The following is a 16,576-nucleotide window of genomic DNA, read 5'->3' as shown; positions in this document are numbered from 1 at the left end:
AGGAGGATCGCGCCTCAGGCAGCCACTATGTGACATAAGTCACTAAATTTCGCCTGCAAAAGAAAAGATGTTTTTCGCATAAAAATAACCGGCACCACGCGGATGCCAGACAGATCATTTCTGAATAGTTTGCACGCCGCTGGCGGTACCGATCAACGCCACGTCCGCACCACGGGCACCAAACAATCCTACGGTGACGACGCCTGGCAGCGCATTAATGGCGGCTTCCAGACGAATCGGGTCAATGATCTTGAGATTATGGACATCGAGAATGATGTTTCCATTGTCGGTGACCACATTCTGGCGGTACTCCGGCTGACCACCGAGCTTCACCAGTTCGCGAGCAACGTACGAGCGCGCCATCGGGATAACCTCGACTGGCAAAGGGAACCGCCCCAGCACATCAACCTGCTTGGATGCATCCGCAATACAGATAAAACGATCGGCCACGGCAGCAATAATTTTCTCGCGTGTCAGCGCTGCGCCGCCGCCCTTGATCATCTGCATCTGCCCGTTAATCTCATCGGCACCATCAACATAGACCGCCAGCTGATCGATCTCGTTAAGATCGAAGACATGGATGCCGTAGCCTTTCAGTTTTGCCGTGGAAGCTTCTGAGCTGGAGACCGCCCCTTCAATTTGATGTTTAATCGACGCCAGTGCATCAATGAAATGGGCAGCAGTCGACCCGGTGCCAACGCCAACGATAGTGCCCGGAGTGACGTAATCCAGAGCTGCCCAGCCGACAGCTTTTTTCAGTTCGTCTTGTGTCATGGTATGTTTAAAACCTGTGAGCCACTGTGTGCGCGTAGTATAAAGCAAGGCTGGGCAAAATCACCGCCCTGCAAGGGGTTTGATTGACGAGATTGGAACACACCCCACAAAGTGGTTGATTCGTAAAGTGGCGTAAGCTATACCCCCAATCTATGGCATAGTGCACAACCACACCTGAAAGAGAGTAGAACGATTAATGACACGCCCGGATTATCGAACGCTTCAGGCGCTGGATGCAGTGATTCGCGAGCGCGGCTTTGAACGTGCCGCGCAAAAGCTCTGTATTACCCAGTCTGCGGTCTCACAGCGCATTAAGCAGCTTGAGAATATGTTTGGCCAGCCTTTGCTGGTGCGAACCGTACCGCCGCGCCCAACGGAACAGGGCCAGAAACTGCTGGCGTTATTGCACCAGGTAGAACTGCTGGAAGAAGAGTGGTTGGGTGACGATAATAGCGGCACCACGCCGTTACTGCTGTCGCTGGCGGTGAACGCCGACAGTCTCGCGACCTGGTTGCTGCCCGCGCTGAAAACCGTGCTGACTGATTCGCCAGTACGCCTGAATCTTCAGGTGGAAGATGAAACCCGCACCCAGGAGCGCCTGCGTCGTGGTGAAGTGGTCGGTGCCGTCAGTATCCAGCCGCAGCCGTTGCCCAGTTGTCTGGTCGATCAACTCGGTGCGCTCGATTATCTGTTTGTCGGCTCAAAAGAGTTTGCTGCCCGCTACTTCCCAAATGGCGTGACGCGCTCTGCGCTGCTGAAAGCACCCGCCGTTGCGTTTGACCATCTGGATGATATGCACCAGGCGTTTTTACAGCAGAATTTTGATCTGTCTCCGGGCAGCGTGCCCTGCCATATCGTCAACTCGTCAGAAGCTTTTGTGCAGCTGGCCCGTCAGGGAACCACCTGCTGTATGATCCCGCATTTGCAGATTGAGCGCGAACTGGCGGAAGGGGAATTGATTGATTTAACGCCGGGTCTGTTGCAGCGCCGGATGCTTTACTGGCACCGCTTTGCGCCGGAAAGCCGTCTGATGCGCAAGGTGACCGATGCCCTGCTGGCGCATGGTCATCGTGTGCTACGCCAGGATACAGAATAACCCGGCCAGGGGTCGACCAGAAAAAAGGCCAGCCCCTGGAACATTCTGCGTAGAGGTTGACCTTTTGTTTCCGTCAGCCTGCCTGAATTAAGGGTTACGCTGCAATTCAAATACCACGTCAACCTGGTCGTCGAAATGGATACTCTGCTGCTCATAGGTCTGGGCGGCAGAGGTCATTGGTGCAGCATCAGCGGCTTTGTACATCCGTGCCATCGGCATTGGCTGATAGTTAGCCACGTGATAACGAATGCTGTAAACCGGCCCTAACTTCGTACCGAAGCCCTGCGCCAGATCGCCCGCCTGCTTTGTTGCATCATCAATGGCAGCTTTGCGCGCTTTCGCTTTGTACTCTTCAGGGTTCGCCACACCCAGTTCAACCGACCGAATTTCGTTCAGGCCTGACTTCAGTGCGCCATCGAGCAGTTCATTCAACTTATCCAGCTGACGCAGCGTGACCTGAACCTGACGCACAGCACGGTACCCTTTCAGCACCGATTTACCGTCTTTCAGGTAGTCATATTCTGGTTGAGTACGCAGGTTGGCAGCGTTGATATCTTTCTTCTCAATGCTGTTTTTATTCAGAAAATAAAAATATTGCTCAACACGACTGTCTGCCTGTTTTTTCGCTTCACCGGCATCTTTAGCAGAAACACTCACTTCGATAGCCAGTGTCGCAATATCCGGCGCGGCATCAACGCTCGACTGCCCGGAGGTCACCACGTGCGGGCCATTGGGTAATTCATCAGCCTGCACTGCTAAGGGTAAAGTACCCAATCCAATCATTGCGGCCAGGGCCAGTTTCGTTAGCTTCACTGCTTCCTCCATGGGGTCTGTCATTATCTTTATCGATAGTGCCATCGGTCATTCGATAGCGAATTATTCCGTCAAAATACGGCGGTACAACATATTTTAGGGCACATCAGTGCATCACACTATGACATCGATTCTGATAGTGAGTTCCCGCTACGCTATCCCGAGCGCCTGTAGCGCCAGTTTCAGCGCAATCGCCCACATCACCAGCCCCACAAGCAGATTGATAATGCGCTGGGCACGCGTGGTATTCAGCAGCGGTGCCAGCCAGGCGGCTAACAGCGCGAGGCCGAAGAACCACAGCACAGAGGCGCTGGCGGAGCCTAAAGCAAACCAGCGGCGCGCTTCATCCGGTAGCTGCCCGCCCAGACTGCCCAGCACCACAAAGGTGTCCAGGTAGACGTGCGGATTGAGCCAGGTCACCGCCATCATGGTCGCGACAATGCGCCAGCGCCCCTGCTTTAAAACGGCGGCAGATGCCAGGTTGATATCGCCGCTGAACGCCGTTTTTAGCGAGCCCCAGCCATACCATAACAGGAAAGCCACCCCGCCCCACGTCACCAGATTGAGTAGCAGTTCGGATTGGTTAAGCAGCGCGCTGCCGCCAAATATTCCGCCGCAGATCAGCACAATATCACTCAGCGTACAGAGTGCAGCGGTCATCAGATGATACTGGCGGCGCACGCCCTGATTCATCACAAAGGCATTCTGCGGGCCAAGCGGAAGAATAAGCGCTGCGCCCATGGCAACCCCCTGAAAATAAACGGATAACATTAAAATCGCCTCACCAGTCAAGATTTTCGGCAAGTGTATAGCGGCAATATCATTAGGGGAAATTGAAAGATTTAATGGTTAATAAGGAAGGCTAATATTGAGAGAGTCGAAGTAAGATAAGGGCCGACCGGAAAATGGCCGGCCCTGACAGGATTATTCCGCTTTCGCCACTTCTGCTTCTGGCGCTTTGACCTGGTGCAGATGAACATCCATCTGCGGGTAAGGAATACCGATGTTGTTGGCATCCAGCGTACGTTTGAAGTTTCTCATCAGGTCCCAGTAGACATCCTGTAAGTCACCCGCTTTGCTCCAGCAGCGAATCACCACATTAACCGAAGAGGCAGCCAGCTCATTCAGGCCAATCTGCACGCCGCGCTCCTGTAGAACGCGAGGCTCGGCATCCACCACGCCGCGCAGCAGTGTCAGCACTTCATCGATATCAGCATCGTAGGCGACGCCAATAATAAATTCATTGCGGCGTTCTGGCTCGCGGGAGAAGTTAATGATATTCCCCGCAATGATTTTGCCGTTTGGCACCACAACAATTTTACCGTCAGCACTGCGTAATGTGGTCGAGAAGATCTGTACATTAAGCACCGTTCCCATCACACCGCCCAGATCAACAAACTCTCCCGCGCGGAACGGACGGAAGGTGACCAGCAGTACACCCGCGGCCAGGTTCGAGAGCGAACCTTGCAGAGCCAGTGCAAACGCAAAACCTGCTGCAGCCAGCGCAGCAATTACCGAGGCCGTCTGCACGCCTACGCGCCCCAGAGCAGCAATCAGCGTAAAGGCGATGATACCGTAGCGTACCAGCCCGGACAGGAAGTCAGCGACGGTAGGGTCAATTTTTCGTGTAACAAGCAGCTTATTCACCGTCCCGGAAATAAACCGGGCAGCAATCATACCGATGATGATGATAGCAATGGCCGCGACGATATTCACCGCGTAGCTCAGCAGCAAAGCCTGGTTACGTACCAGCCATCCACCCGCGCTACTAATACCCCCTACCACATTTAAATCATCCATTTCCCATTCCTTATAGTTGCCCAAAAGAGGCGCTCGAATTTCTGCTGTTAAATCAGCAGCCGATGGCGTTAATGGTAAACAAGAAAAGGGGGTTGTGCCAAATAAGCGGCGAAATTACATGAAAATTCAGGATTGAATGCATAAAAAAAGGCCCCTAAGGGCCTTTTTTAAACAGAGCGGGAACTTACAGTACGTCGACTGCGTTCAGCTCTTTGAATGCCTGCTCCAGACGCACGATCATGGAAGCCTGTGAAGAGCGCAGCCATACACGTGGGTCGTAGTATTTCTTGTTCGGCTTATCAGCGCCTTCCGGGTTACCCAGCTGCGCCTGCAGATAGCCTTCGTTCTTTTTGTAGTACTGCAGGATACCGTCCCATGTTGCCCACTGGGTATCGGTATCGATGTTCATTTTGATCACGCCGTAACCGATAGATTCTTCGATCTCAGCCGCTGATGAACCGGAACCACCGTGGAACACGAAGTCCAGTGAGTTCACTGGCAGGCCGTGTTTTTCGCTGACGTATTTCTGAGAATCACGCAGGATGGTCGGGGTCAGTTTCACGTTGCCTGGCTTGTACACGCCGTGCACGTTACCGAATGAAGCAGCGATAGTGAAACGCGGGCTGATAGCGTTCAGCTTGGTGTAAGCGTAATCAACGTCTTCTGGCTGAGTGTACAGAGCAGAAGCGTCCATATGGCTGTTGTCCACGCCGTCTTCTTCGCCACCGGTGCAACCCAGTTCAATTTCCAGGGTCATGTCGATTTTCGCCATGCGCGCCAGGTATTTGCTGGAGATCTCGATGTTCTCTTCCAGAGACTCTTCAGACAGGTCGATCATGTGAGAAGAGAACAGTGGCTTACCGGTTTTAGCGAAGTGCTCTTCACCCGCATCCAGCAGACCGTCGATCCACGGCAGCAGTTTCTTCGCGCAGTGGTCAGTATGCAGAATAACTGGCACGCCATAGTGTTCAGCCATCAGGTGAACGTGGTGTGCGCCAGAGATGGCACCAAAAATAGCCGCAGCCTGAGGCTTGTCAGATTTCAGGCCTTTACCGGCGATGAAACCAGCACCACCGTTGGAGAACTGAATGATAACCGGCGCTTTCACTTTCGCTGCGGTTTCCAGAACGGCGTTGATGGAGTCAGTGCCCACGCAGTTAACTGCTGGCAGAGCGAATTTGTTCTCTTTCGCTACCTGGAAGATCTTCTGCACGTCGTCACCGGTGACAACGCCTGGTTTTACGAAATCAAAAATTTTAGACATGTTAGCTTGTCCTGTTTCTTCGGTCGTATTAAAGGATTCAGTTCTCATGCGGGGTGCTGACACCCCGCGCTGAGGTTTAATTACTTCTGCTTTGCACGCTCTTCCAGCATGGCAACCGCAGGTAAGGTTTTGCCTTCCACAAACTCAAGGAATGCACCGCCACCGGTAGAGATATAAGAGATTTTATCTTCGATACCAAACAGGTCGATAGCAGCCAGCGTATCACCGCCGCCTGCAATGGAGAATGCGTCACTGTCTGCAATCGCGTTCGCGATGATTTCGGTGCCTTTACGGAAGTTCGGGAATTCGAACACGCCTACCGGGCCGTTCCACAGAATAGTTTTGGCTTCTTTCAACAACTTAGCCATTGCCAGTGCGGTTTCGTCACCGAAGTCCATGATCTCTTCGTTATCCTGAACTTCAGACACTTTCTTCACGGTAGAAGGTGCAGTTTCAGAGAATTCCGTGCCTACGCGAGAGTCAGTTGGCACCGGAATTTTATATTCGTCGCGCAGTTTCTTAGCGGCATCAACGAAATCAGGTTCGTACAGAGATTTACCCACGTTGTTGTCGATAGCCACGAAGGTGTTCGCGATACCCCCGCCCACAATCACGGTGTCCGCAATGTTCACCAGCGAGTTAAGCACATCGAATTTGGTAGACACTTTAGAACCACCAACCACAGCAACCATTGGGCGTGCAGGGGTTTTCAGGGCTTTGCCCAGCGCTTCCAGTTCACCTGACAGCAGCGGACCCGCACAGGCGATTGGGGCAAATTTGCCCACGCCATGGGTCGACGCCTGAGCACGGTGAGCAGTACCGAAAGCATCCATCACGAAGATGTCGCACAGGGCAGCATATTTTTTAGAGAGGGTTTCGTCGTCTTTTTTCTCGCCTTTGTTAAAGCGCACGTTTTCCAGAACAACCAGTTTACCCGAGGTCAGTTCAACGCCGTCCAGGTAATCTTTCGCCAGGGAAACGTTATCTGCACCCAACTTGTCTTTCAGGTAGTTCACTACCGGCAGCAGAGAAAATTCTTCGTTGTATTCACCTTCGGTCGGGCGACCCAGGTGCGAGGTGACCATCACTTTTGCGCCTTGCTTCAGTGCCGCCTCAATGGTCGGCAGAGAAGCACGAATACGTGCATCTGACGTCACTTTCCCTTCTTTTACTGGCACGTTCAGATCCGCACGGATCAGAACACGTTTACCAGCCAGATCCAGATCGGTCATCTTAATTACAGACATGGTGAACCCTCTCGTTGATTCTCAAAGTTTTACAGACGCTGTACGCGCCTTACCTGAAACCGCTGGCGGCCATCGCTAACGTTGTATCGATCATACGATTAGCGAAGCCCCATTCGTTATCGCACCAGACTAACGTCTTGATAAGGTGCTGACCACTGACCCGCGTTTGGGTGCCGTCGACAATAGCACTGTGCGGATCATGGTTAAAATCAATGGAGACTAACGGCAATTCCGTGTAGTCAACTATACCACTAAATGCCCCTTCTGACGCACTTTGCAGCAGGGTGTTAACCTCGCAGGCGCTGACGGGATCCCGCACACTGACGCTGAGGTCAATCGCCGTCACGTTGATGGTGGGAACACGCACCGCAATCGCTTCAAAACGATCGTTAAATTTTGGGAAGAAACGCGTAATCCCGGCAGCCAGGCGGGTGTCGACAGGAATAATCGACTGACTGGCCGCACGTGTACGGCGTAAATCCGGGTGATAAGCATCAATCACCTGCTGGTCATGCATGGCAGAATGGATGGTTGTCACCGTACCCGACTCGATACCCCACGCATCATCCAACAGCTTGATAATAGGGATGATGCAATTCGTGGTGCAGGAGGCGTTCGACACCAGCAAATGCTCAGGCAGCAGATCTTTTTCATTCACGCCAAAGACCACTGTGGCATCAAGATCGTTACCACCAGGGTGTGAGAACAAGACCTTTTTGGCCCCGGCCTGCAAATGGGCTTCGCCATCTGCACGACTGCCATAAACCCCGGTACAGTCCAGCACGATATCCACATTCAGATCGCGCCACGGCAGCGCCGAAATATCAGTATGGTGCAGCAAACGGATCGTGTCATCGCCAACGGAGAGCAGTTCACGCTCCTGACGCACATCCCAGGCGAAGCGCCCATGGCTGGTGTCATACTTTAACAGATGCGCCATTCCGGCGGCCTCTGCCAGCTCATTGATGGCAACCACGGTAATCTCAGCACGGCGGCCGGTTTCATACAGTGCACGCAACACGTTGCGCCCTATGCGACCAAATCCGTTAATGGCAATGCGAACCGTCATATCACTCCTGCTTCAGAATTCACGATGAAATCGGAGGATTAGCCTGAGCCAGCCACCGCGATTTGTACAGGATATTCTTGCATCATAACAAGGCTCAGTCTGAATGGTGATCCTTGTGTGACATAGTACTGAAACGCTTCAGCTAGAATAATAGAAGTGAGGAATAATAGGAATGATTCGGATCAATTGTGGAGCGTAACTTTCGATCTACGTCACAAATTTGGAATTTTTCTGGCGGGATAAAGAAGGGTCGGGCATGCCCGACCCCTACGGGGAACTGTGTAAGGATAAGGCATGCCCGACCCTTCAGGTAAACTGCGTAGGGGTCGGGCACGCCCGGCCCTCATAGCGGTGAGGCATGCCTCACCCGTTACGCTATTACAGCAGGCCTTTGGCTTTAGCGACAACGTTATCCACGGTGAAGCCAAACAGTTCGAACAGCTTCTCAGCGGGCGCTGACTCACCGAAGCTGGTCATACCGACGATAGCGCCGTTCAGACCCACGTATTTGAACCAGTAATCTGCGATACCGGCTTCAATCGCCACGCGTGCGCTGACTGCTTTCGGCAGCACAGCTTCACGGTAGGCAGCATCCTGCTTGTCGAAAGCATCGGTAGACGGCATAGACACAACGCGCACCTTGCGGCCTTCAGCCGTCAGTTTGTCATACGCGCCTACTGCCAGCTCAACTTCTGAACCGGTCGCAATCAGGATAACTTCAGGCGTACCTGCGCAGTCCTTCAGCACGTAAGCACCGCGTGCTACGTTTGCCAGCTGTTCCGCAGTACGGTCCTGCTGTGCCAGGTTCTGACGTGACAGGATCAGGGCAGTCGGGCCATCGTTACGCTCAATCGCATATTTCCATGCGATCGCTGATTCGACCTGATCACACGGACGCCACAGGCTCATGTTCGGCGTGACACGCAGGCTGGCGATCTGCTCAACCGGCTGGTGAGTCGGGCCGTCTTCGCCCAGACCGATAGAGTCATGGGTGTAGACCATCACCTGGCGGATCTTCATCAGTGCCGCCATACGCGCCGCATTTCGGGCATATTCAACGAACATCAGGAAGGTTGCCGTGTACGGCAGGAAACCACCGTGCAGGGTGATACCATTGGCAATCGCGGTCATACCGAATTCGCGCACGCCGTAATGGATGTAGTTGCCTGCAGCATCTTCGTTGATTGGCTTAGAACCAGACCACATTGTCAGGTTGCTTGGTGCCAGGTCAGCGGAGCCGCCCAGGTATTCCGGCAGCAGTTTACCAAAGGCTTCGATGGCATTCTGTGACGCTTTACGGCTGGCGATTTTAGACGGGTTAGCCTGCAGCTCTTCAACGAATTTCTGCGACTCGGTTGCCCAGTTCGCTGGCAGCTCGTTGTTCACACGGCGTTTGAACTCTTCCGCCAGTTCAGGGAAGGCTTTCGCATAGGCAGCAAACTTCTCATTCCATGCGGCTTCTTTCGCCTTGCCGGCTTCTTTAGCATCCCACTGCGCATAGATGTCTGAAGGAATTTCAAACGGCGCATGGTTCCAGCCCAGCTGCTTACGCGTCAGTGCAATTTCATCATCACCCAGCGGTGCACCGTGAGAATCATGCGTACCGGCTTTGTTCGGAGAACCGAAACCGATAACCGTTTTGCACATCAGCAGCGAAGGCTTATCGCTGACCGCTTTCGCTTCTTCAACCGCTTTCTTGATGGCTTCAGCATCGTGGCCATCGACGCCACGTACAACGTGCCAGCCGTAAGACTCGAAGCGTTTCGCCGTATCATCGGTGAACCAGCCTTCAATGTGGCCGTCAATGGAGATACCATTGTCGTCATAGAACGCCACCAGTTTGCCCAACTTCAGCGTTCCCGCCAGTGAACACACTTCGTGGGAGATACCTTCCATCATGCAGCCGTCGCCCAGGAACACGTAGGTGTTATGGTCGACCACATCGTGGCCTGGACGGTTGAACTGCGCTGAGAGCGTGCGTTCAGCAATCGCCATACCTACCGCGTTCGCGATACCCTGGCCCAGTGGGCCGGTGGTGGTTTCCACGCCAGCGGTATAGCCGTATTCAGGGTGACCTGGGGTTTTGGAGTGCAACTGACGGAAGTTAGCCAGTTCATCGATTGGCAGGTCATAACCGCTGAGATGCAACAGGCTGTAGATCAGCATAGAGCCGTGACCATTAGACAGCACAAAGCGGTCGCGGTCTGCCCACAGAGGGTTTGTAGGGTTATGATTCAGGAAGTCACGCCACAGGACTTCGGCGATATCGGCCATACCCATTGGGGCACCCGGGTGGCCGGATTTGGCTTTTTGCACCGCATCCATACTTAATGCGCGAATGGCGTTGGCAAGCTCTTTACGAGAAGACATTTTCTACTCCAGGTCGGATTTAACGCTTCGCCGTCCTTAACCTATTGTAATGAATGAGTTATCAGGCAAAGCCGAAGGAAAGTCGACCATCAATGTACATGAAATACGGGTAACATGTACATGGCGCAGGATGTAAAAAAAATCACAGAAGTTGCAGTTTGAGAGCATCGCGACTAGGCAATCGCCTTTACACGCGCTATAACACCTCTTCCGTCGGCTTTTTTTTTCCGACGTTTTTTTCCAACTTAATGATTTTACTACCTTGTTACCTAAATGGATGAACTGGAATGAAGAAACGTATTTCTTTCGCTGCACTGGCACTGGCAACGACCCTCTCTGGCTGTCAGAATTTTGACGCTAACACGCTGATGCAGTCCGGTGCGCAGGCCTACCAGGCTGCCACACTGAGCGATGCGCAGGTCAAAGAGTTAAGCGATAAATCCTGTCAGCAGATGGATAGCGAAGCGCAGATCGCCCCTGCCAGCAGCACCTATGCCAAACGCCTGAGCAAAATCTCAGCGGCTCTCGGCGATAACATCAACGGCACCCCGGCAAATTATAAAGTTTATCTGACTAAAGACGTCAACGCCTGGGCGATGGCTAATGGCTGTATCCGCGTTTACAGCGGCCTGATGGACATGATGACTGATAACGAAGTCGAAGGCGTGCTGGGCCACGAAATGGGCCACGTCGCGCTGGGCCACTCACGTAAAGCCATGCAGCTGGCCTATGCCACCACTGCCGCACGTACTGCCGCGGCTTCTGCGGGTGGCGTTGCCGCATCGCTGTCGCAGTCTCAGTTGGGTGCACTGGGCGAGAAACTGGTCAATGCACAGTTCTCCCAGAGCCAGGAGTCCCAGGCAGACGACTACTCGTTCGATTTGCTGAAAAAACGTAACGTTAACCCGCAGGGGCTGGTGACCAGTTTCGAGAAGTTAGCGAAGATGGAAGGGACTCACGAAAGCAGCATGTTTGATTCGCACCCGGCTTCTCAGGCGCGTGCAGACCACATCAAACAGCGTATTGCGGCCGGTAAATAATCGGCATGGGGCGACCGAAAAAAGGTCGCCCCGGCAGACCCAGGGGCTGACCTTCTGTTGCGGTCAGCCCTTCTCACAGGAAACTACCCTTTATTCGCTGCCTGTACGTGCAGCATATCCAGCGCCAGACTGGCAGCCGCCAGCGCCGTGATATCGGACTGATCGTAACCCGGTGCCACTTCCACCAGATCCATACCAACGATATTCATCCCCTGTAAACCGCGCACCAGCTTGCTGGCCTTATCGCTGGTCAGGCCGCCAATCACCGGCGTTCCGGTGCCTGGAGCATGGGCCGGGTCCAGGCAGTCGATATCGAACGTCAGATAGATGGGCAGATCGCCGACAATCGCTTTCACCTGCGCGAGAATATCATCCACACTGCGGTCGTTGACCTGAGCAGCATCCAGCACATTAAAGCCCAGAGACTTATCAAACTCGGTACGAATGCCGATCTGTACGGAATGCTCAGGCGAGATCAGCCCTTCTTTCGGCGCCGTATAGAACATGGTGCCGTGGTCAAACGTCGGGCCGTTAGAATAGGTGTCGGTGTGCGCATCAAAATGAACCAGCGCCATCTTACCGAATGTTTTGGCATGCGCGCGCAGCAGTGGCAGCGTGATGTAATGATCGCCGCCGAACGTCAGCATACGTTTGCCGTTAGCCAGCAACTTTTCCGCATGTGCCTGCAATTTGTCGCTCAGATCCTGAGAATCACCGAAAGCGTAAACCAGATCACCGCAGTCAATCACATTCAGGCGCTGACGCAGATCGAACTCCCATGGCCAGCGGCAACCTTCCCAGGCCAGATTGGTAGAAATCTGACGAATAGCGCCTGGACCAAGACGGCTTCCCGGACGACCGGAGGTGGCTGCATCAAACGGAATACCGGTAATCACCCACTCGGCATCACTGTCGTAAGGCTGAAAATTGACCGGAAAACGCATAAAACCGAAGGCGTTAGAAACCAGCGAGTTATCGTACTGGTTACCCAGGGTGTTATTCATAGCAACTCCTTTCTGACTGACAAACAAAAGATGAAAAAAATCCCCACCGCGTCGTTAGCCCGACCCGGAAGGGATTCGTTAATTCAGTATGACCATTTGGGGACCAGACTTACTCGTCTTCTAAATACGTGTAGCCATACAGGCCTGCTTCAAACTCTTCCAGGAACTGCGCACGCAGCTCTTCGTCCAGATCGCTTTGCTTGATCTGATTCCGGAAGTGCGTCAGCAACTCTGCCGGGTTCAACTGCACATATTCCAGCATATCGGCCACAGTATCGCCTTCGTCAGAAAGCTGTACTTCCACCGAACCGTCGGCGAAAGCAAAGACGTCGACCGCTTCGGTATCCCCGAACAGGTTGTGCATGTTACCGAGAATTTCCTGATAGGCACCGACCATAAAGAAGCCCAGCATCGGCGGATTATCAATATCGTATTCCGGCATTGGCATGGTGGTGGCAATGCCGTCACCGTCAATGTAGTGATCGATAGTACCGTCTGAGTCACAGGTAATGTCCAGCAGCACGGCGCGGCGTTCAGGCACCTGATTCAGCCCTTCCAGCGGCATCACCGGGAACAGCTGATCGATACCCCAGGCATCCGGCATCGACTGGAACAGCGAGAAGTTGACGTAAATCTTATCCGCCATACGCTCCTGCAGCTCATCGATAATCGGGCGGTGCGCGCGGTTACTTGGGTCAAGGTGCTGCTGAATATAGTGACAGATGCTGAGATACAGCTGCTCGGCCCAGGCACGCTGGGTCAGATCGTAAGTCCCCTGCGAATAGCCGGTATGGATATCGAACAAATCCATCTGGCTGTCATGCAGCCATTCACGCAATGAGCGGCGGTTACTCGGCTCATGCATCTCCTGCCAGGTGTCCCACATACTGACAATCGGGCGCGGGGAGTCTTCCAGCGGCGCCTGAGGCTCGCTGAATTCGTTACGTTCCACACCGATAATGTTGGAGACCAGCACCGTATGGTGCGCGGTCACTGCCCGGCCGGATTCCGTGATCACCGTCGGATGCGGCAAGCCGTGTTCTTCACAGGCATCACCAATAGCCCAGATCACATTGTTAGCGTATTCGTTCAGACCGTAGTTAACAGAGCAGTCGCTCTGCGAGCGCGTGCCTTCATAATCCACACCGAGGCCACCACCCACGTCAAAGCACTGGATATTAACGCCAAGCTTCGCCAGTTCGACGTAGAAGCGCGCTGACTCGCGCACACCTGTCGCAATATCACGAATGTTTGCCATCTGAGAGCCGAGATGGAAATGCAGCAGTTGCAGGCTTTCCATACGGCCTGCTTCGCGCATAATCTCAACCAGCTTCAGCACCTGAGTCGCGGACAAACCAAACTTAGATTTCTCTCCGCCGCTCGACTGCCATTTGCCGGAGCCCTGCGAAGCCAGACGCGCACGAATACCCAGGCGTGGTACCACGTTCAGGCGTTCCGCTTCTTCCAGTACCAGCTTCACTTCGGTCATTTTTTCCAGCACCAGATAGACCTTGTGGCCCATCTTCTCGCCAATCAGTGCGAGGCGGATATATTCACGGTCTTTATAGCCGTTACAGACGATCACCGAACGCGTCATCCCGGCATGGGCCAGCACGGCCATCAGCTCAGCTTTCGAGCCTGCTTCCAGCCCCAGGGGTTCACCGGAGTTGATCAGGGACTCAATGACGCGTTTATGCTGGTTAACCTTGATCGGATACACCAGGAAGTAATCACCGCGATAGCCGTAAGACTCACGCGCACGTTTAAACGCGGCGTTAATCGAGCGCAGGCGATGCTGTAAAATTTGTGGGAAACAGAACAAGGCGGGTAAGCGCTGACCTTCCGCCTCGCGCTCTTTCACCAGCTTGGCGAGATCGACGCGTGCTTCCGGCACATCGGGATCGGGACAAACACTGATATGGCCCAGTTCGTTCACGTCGTAGTAGTTATTACCCCACCAGGCGATATTGTAAGTCCGCAGCATTTTGCTGGCGTCCAAATCGCTCATGGCGACCTCCTGCATGGAACGGAGTACGCCCTGTTCGCCTGCTGACGAACCCTTAATTGTCTTCATGTCGTCAGACATTTCGATCCTCGAATTTCATTGATGCGAAACAGTAAACTACTATCGCAGGGAAAACCCGCGACAACAACCCATCGACTGGCGGGTTAGACAGCACAAAACGCTGAAATTCCGCACCGAACAACCTCTTAAGTATAACATTATGCAAAATCTTAATGTGCACAATGCGCCCTCTGTCATGAAAATTTGACACTTTGAACAATAGTTGAAACTTTCATTAAAGAAAAAACGCTGGCAATCCGATTAATGAGTAACCTAGAATAGCCGTCCAGATGTTAATCCGTCTAAACTGGTTAACTTCTATACCCTAAATCATTCGAGTTGTAGCAGGGCGACAAACAAGCGTCGCCAGCGAAGCCACAGCTTGAAGTATGACGCTTATCAGCGTCTTGTTTGTACTGCTCATGGCTTTGCCTGTGGGGGCGTCATGTCTGAGTTTCCAGACTGGTTTCCGGTCCTGGCGCATGCAGTCGATTTTCAACCCGTTAGAGTCAAGGTAAAGAATAAAATGGCTAAACACCTTTTTACATCCGAGTCCGTATCAGAAGGACATCCTGATAAAATCGCCGACCAGATTTCAGATGCTGTGCTCGATGCCATCCTCGAGCAAGATCCAAAAGCTCGCGTGGCCTGCGAAACCTATGTGAAAACCGGAATGGTTCTGGTTGGCGGTGAAATCACCACCAGCGCATGGGTCGATATTGAAGAGATCACTCGTCAGACCGTGCGTGATATCGGCTATGTCCATTCCGATATGGGCTTTGATGCCAACTCTTGTGCCGTACTGAGTGCGATTGGCAAACAGTCTCCCGACATTAACCAGGGCGTTGACCGTACCGACCCGCTGGAGCAGGGTGCTGGCGACCAGGGCCTGATGTTTGGCTACGCCACCAACGAAACTGACGTGCTGATGCCTGCGCCGATCACTTACGCGCACCGTCTGGTGCAGCGTCAGGCCGAAGTACGTAAAAGCGGCAGCCTGCCGTGGCTGCGTCCGGATGCGAAAAGCCAGATCACCTTCCAGTACGACAACGGTAAAATTGTCGGTATTGATGCGGTAGTTCTGTCGACTCAGCACTCCGAAGACATTTCGCAGAAAGATCTGCAGGAAGCGGTGATGGAAGAGATCCTCAAGCCGGTTCTGCCAACGGAGTGGATCAACGCCAACACCAAATACCATATCAACCCAACTGGCCGTTTTGTTATTGGTGGCCCAATGGGCGACTGCGGTCTGACCGGGCGTAAAATCATCGTTGATACCTACGGCGGCATGGCACGTCACGGCGGCGGTGCGTTCTCAGGTAAGGATCCGTCTAAAGTTGACCGCTCTGCGGCCTATGCGGCACGTTACGTGGCGAAAAACATCGTAGCCGCTGGCCTGGCCGATCGTTGCGAAATCCAGGTCTCCTACGCTATCGGCGTAGCAGAACCGACCTCTATCATGGTGGAAACCTTCGGCACAGAGAAAGTCTCTACCGAACAACTGACCCTGCTGGTGCGCGAGTTCTTCGACCTGCGTCCTTACGGCCTGATTCAGATGCTGGACCTGCTGCATCCGATCTACCGCGAAACGGCCGCATACGGTCACTTTGGTCGCGAGCATTTCCCTTGGGAAAAAACCGACAAAGCTGAACTGCTGCGTGATGCTGCCGGCCTGAAATAAACTCAAGCCTGATGCATCAGGGGCACCCTCGGGTGCCCTTTTTTATGCCTGAAAGGCCCTAAACACATTGCAGACAGTGATAACGATTACATCAAATAATTCTTTATTTTTCTTAGTGTTACAACAAACAAAATCTTCAACTAAATCCTAAAATGCGCTATTTTCAGCGTTGTCCGATAGCCGTTCATTGTAAAAACGGTTAAAGCTATAACGTGCTATGACTTACTGGTTACAAAGAGTTACAGCGGGATAAAAAGTGTTTTTCAGAAACTTCCAGTGTGTAAGCGATTACACCAATGTGATCTGAAGCACAGTCTGCTGTACCAGGGTTTCCTAACATCTATAACAACAAC

At 53.1% G+C, this 16,576-nt stretch carries 14 protein-coding genes; 3 read left to right on the top strand and 11 right to left on the bottom strand.

From position 1 onward, the window contains the following. Window positions 1-114: 114 nt before the first annotated feature. Entirely contained in the window at window positions 115-774 is a 660-nt protein-coding gene (gene rpiA, locus WH279_RS08540) for a ribose-5-phosphate isomerase RpiA (RefSeq protein ID WP_339455834.1), read from the bottom strand. Between the two features lie 196 nt (window positions 775-970). Here rpiA and WH279_RS08535 point away from each other — a divergent pair, with 196 nt between their 5' ends. Continuing rightward, the gene (locus WH279_RS08535; RefSeq protein WP_339455832.1) at window positions 971-1,870 is read left to right on the top strand and encodes a LysR family transcriptional regulator ArgP; all 900 of its coding nucleotides are present in this window, start codon (window positions 971-973) and stop codon (window positions 1,868-1,870) included. An 87-nt stretch (window positions 1,871-1,957) separates the two neighbouring features. Here the strand turns inward: WH279_RS08535 and WH279_RS08530 are convergent, their stop codons facing one another. From WH279_RS08530 to tkt, 7 genes are all read right to left on the bottom strand, one after another. Then, complete coding sequence (locus tag WH279_RS08530; RefSeq protein ID WP_339455830.1) at window positions 1,958-2,683, bottom strand: oxidative stress defense protein; 726 nt, start codon at window positions 2,681-2,683, stop codon at window positions 1,958-1,960. 150 nt (window positions 2,684-2,833) lie between these two features. Continuing rightward, on the bottom strand, window positions 2,834-3,454 hold the full coding sequence (gene argO, locus WH279_RS08525; RefSeq protein WP_339455828.1) for an arginine exporter ArgO: 621 nt from the start codon (window positions 3,452-3,454) through the stop codon (window positions 2,834-2,836). A gap of 153 nt (window positions 3,455-3,607) precedes the next feature. Next, on the bottom strand, window positions 3,608-4,483 hold the full coding sequence (gene mscS / locus WH279_RS08520) for a small-conductance mechanosensitive channel MscS (protein WP_339455826.1): 876 nt from the start codon (window positions 4,481-4,483) through the stop codon (window positions 3,608-3,610). A gap of 184 nt (window positions 4,484-4,667) precedes the next feature. Next, complete coding sequence (gene fbaA / locus WH279_RS08515) at window positions 4,668-5,747, bottom strand: class II fructose-bisphosphate aldolase (protein WP_133846175.1); 1,080 nt, start codon at window positions 5,745-5,747, stop codon at window positions 4,668-4,670. An 80-nt stretch (window positions 5,748-5,827) separates the two neighbouring features. Then, window positions 5,828-6,994: a phosphoglycerate kinase gene (gene pgk / locus WH279_RS08510; RefSeq protein WP_339455823.1), complete on the bottom strand. Its 1,167-nt coding sequence runs from the start codon at window positions 6,992-6,994 to the stop codon at window positions 5,828-5,830. A 49-nt stretch (window positions 6,995-7,043) separates the two neighbouring features. Continuing rightward, window positions 7,044-8,063 (bottom strand): erythrose-4-phosphate dehydrogenase, encoded by a 1,020-nt coding sequence (gene epd, locus WH279_RS08505; protein ID WP_339455822.1) that lies wholly within the window; start codon window positions 8,061-8,063, stop codon window positions 7,044-7,046. 378 nt (window positions 8,064-8,441) lie between these two features. Then, on the bottom strand, window positions 8,442-10,433 hold the full coding sequence (gene tkt, locus WH279_RS08500) for a transketolase (RefSeq protein WP_339455820.1): 1,992 nt from the start codon (window positions 10,431-10,433) through the stop codon (window positions 8,442-8,444). Window positions 10,434-10,720: 287 nt separating this feature from the next. Here tkt and WH279_RS08495 point away from each other — a divergent pair, with 287 nt between their 5' ends. Next, window positions 10,721-11,473: a M48 family metallopeptidase gene (locus WH279_RS08495; RefSeq protein ID WP_339455818.1), complete on the top strand. Its 753-nt coding sequence runs from the start codon at window positions 10,721-10,723 to the stop codon at window positions 11,471-11,473. Between the two features lie 83 nt (window positions 11,474-11,556). On the opposite strand, the gene speB is transcribed toward WH279_RS08495, so the two are convergent. The 3 genes from speB to WH279_RS08480 form a co-directional block, all read right to left on the bottom strand. Beyond that, window positions 11,557-12,477: an agmatinase gene (speB, locus tag WH279_RS08490; RefSeq protein WP_133846170.1), complete on the bottom strand. Its 921-nt coding sequence runs from the start codon at window positions 12,475-12,477 to the stop codon at window positions 11,557-11,559. 109 nt (window positions 12,478-12,586) lie between these two features. Continuing rightward, complete coding sequence (speA, locus tag WH279_RS08485) at window positions 12,587-14,563, bottom strand: biosynthetic arginine decarboxylase (RefSeq protein ID WP_133846169.1); 1,977 nt, start codon at window positions 14,561-14,563, stop codon at window positions 12,587-12,589. Continuing rightward, a complete protein-coding gene (locus WH279_RS08480) occupies window positions 14,556-14,723 on the bottom strand; it encodes a virulence promoting factor (RefSeq protein WP_227535748.1) in 168 nt (55 codons plus the stop codon). The genes speA and WH279_RS08480 overlap by 8 nt, the downstream gene beginning before the upstream one ends. A gap of 345 nt (window positions 14,724-15,068) precedes the next feature. Here WH279_RS08480 and metK point away from each other — a divergent pair, with 345 nt between their 5' ends. Next, complete coding sequence (gene metK / locus WH279_RS08475; protein WP_200641263.1) at window positions 15,069-16,223, top strand: methionine adenosyltransferase; 1,155 nt, start codon at window positions 15,069-15,071, stop codon at window positions 16,221-16,223. Window positions 16,224-16,576: the final 353 nt, after the last annotated feature.

The sequence above is a fragment of the Erwinia sp. MYb375 genome, assembly GCF_037479175.1.
Taxonomy (GTDB): Bacteria; Pseudomonadota; Gammaproteobacteria; order Enterobacterales; family Enterobacteriaceae; genus Erwinia; species Erwinia rhapontici.
The sequence above is the reverse complement of the archived record's forward strand: the minus strand, read 5'-3'. Positions and strand labels throughout refer to the sequence as shown.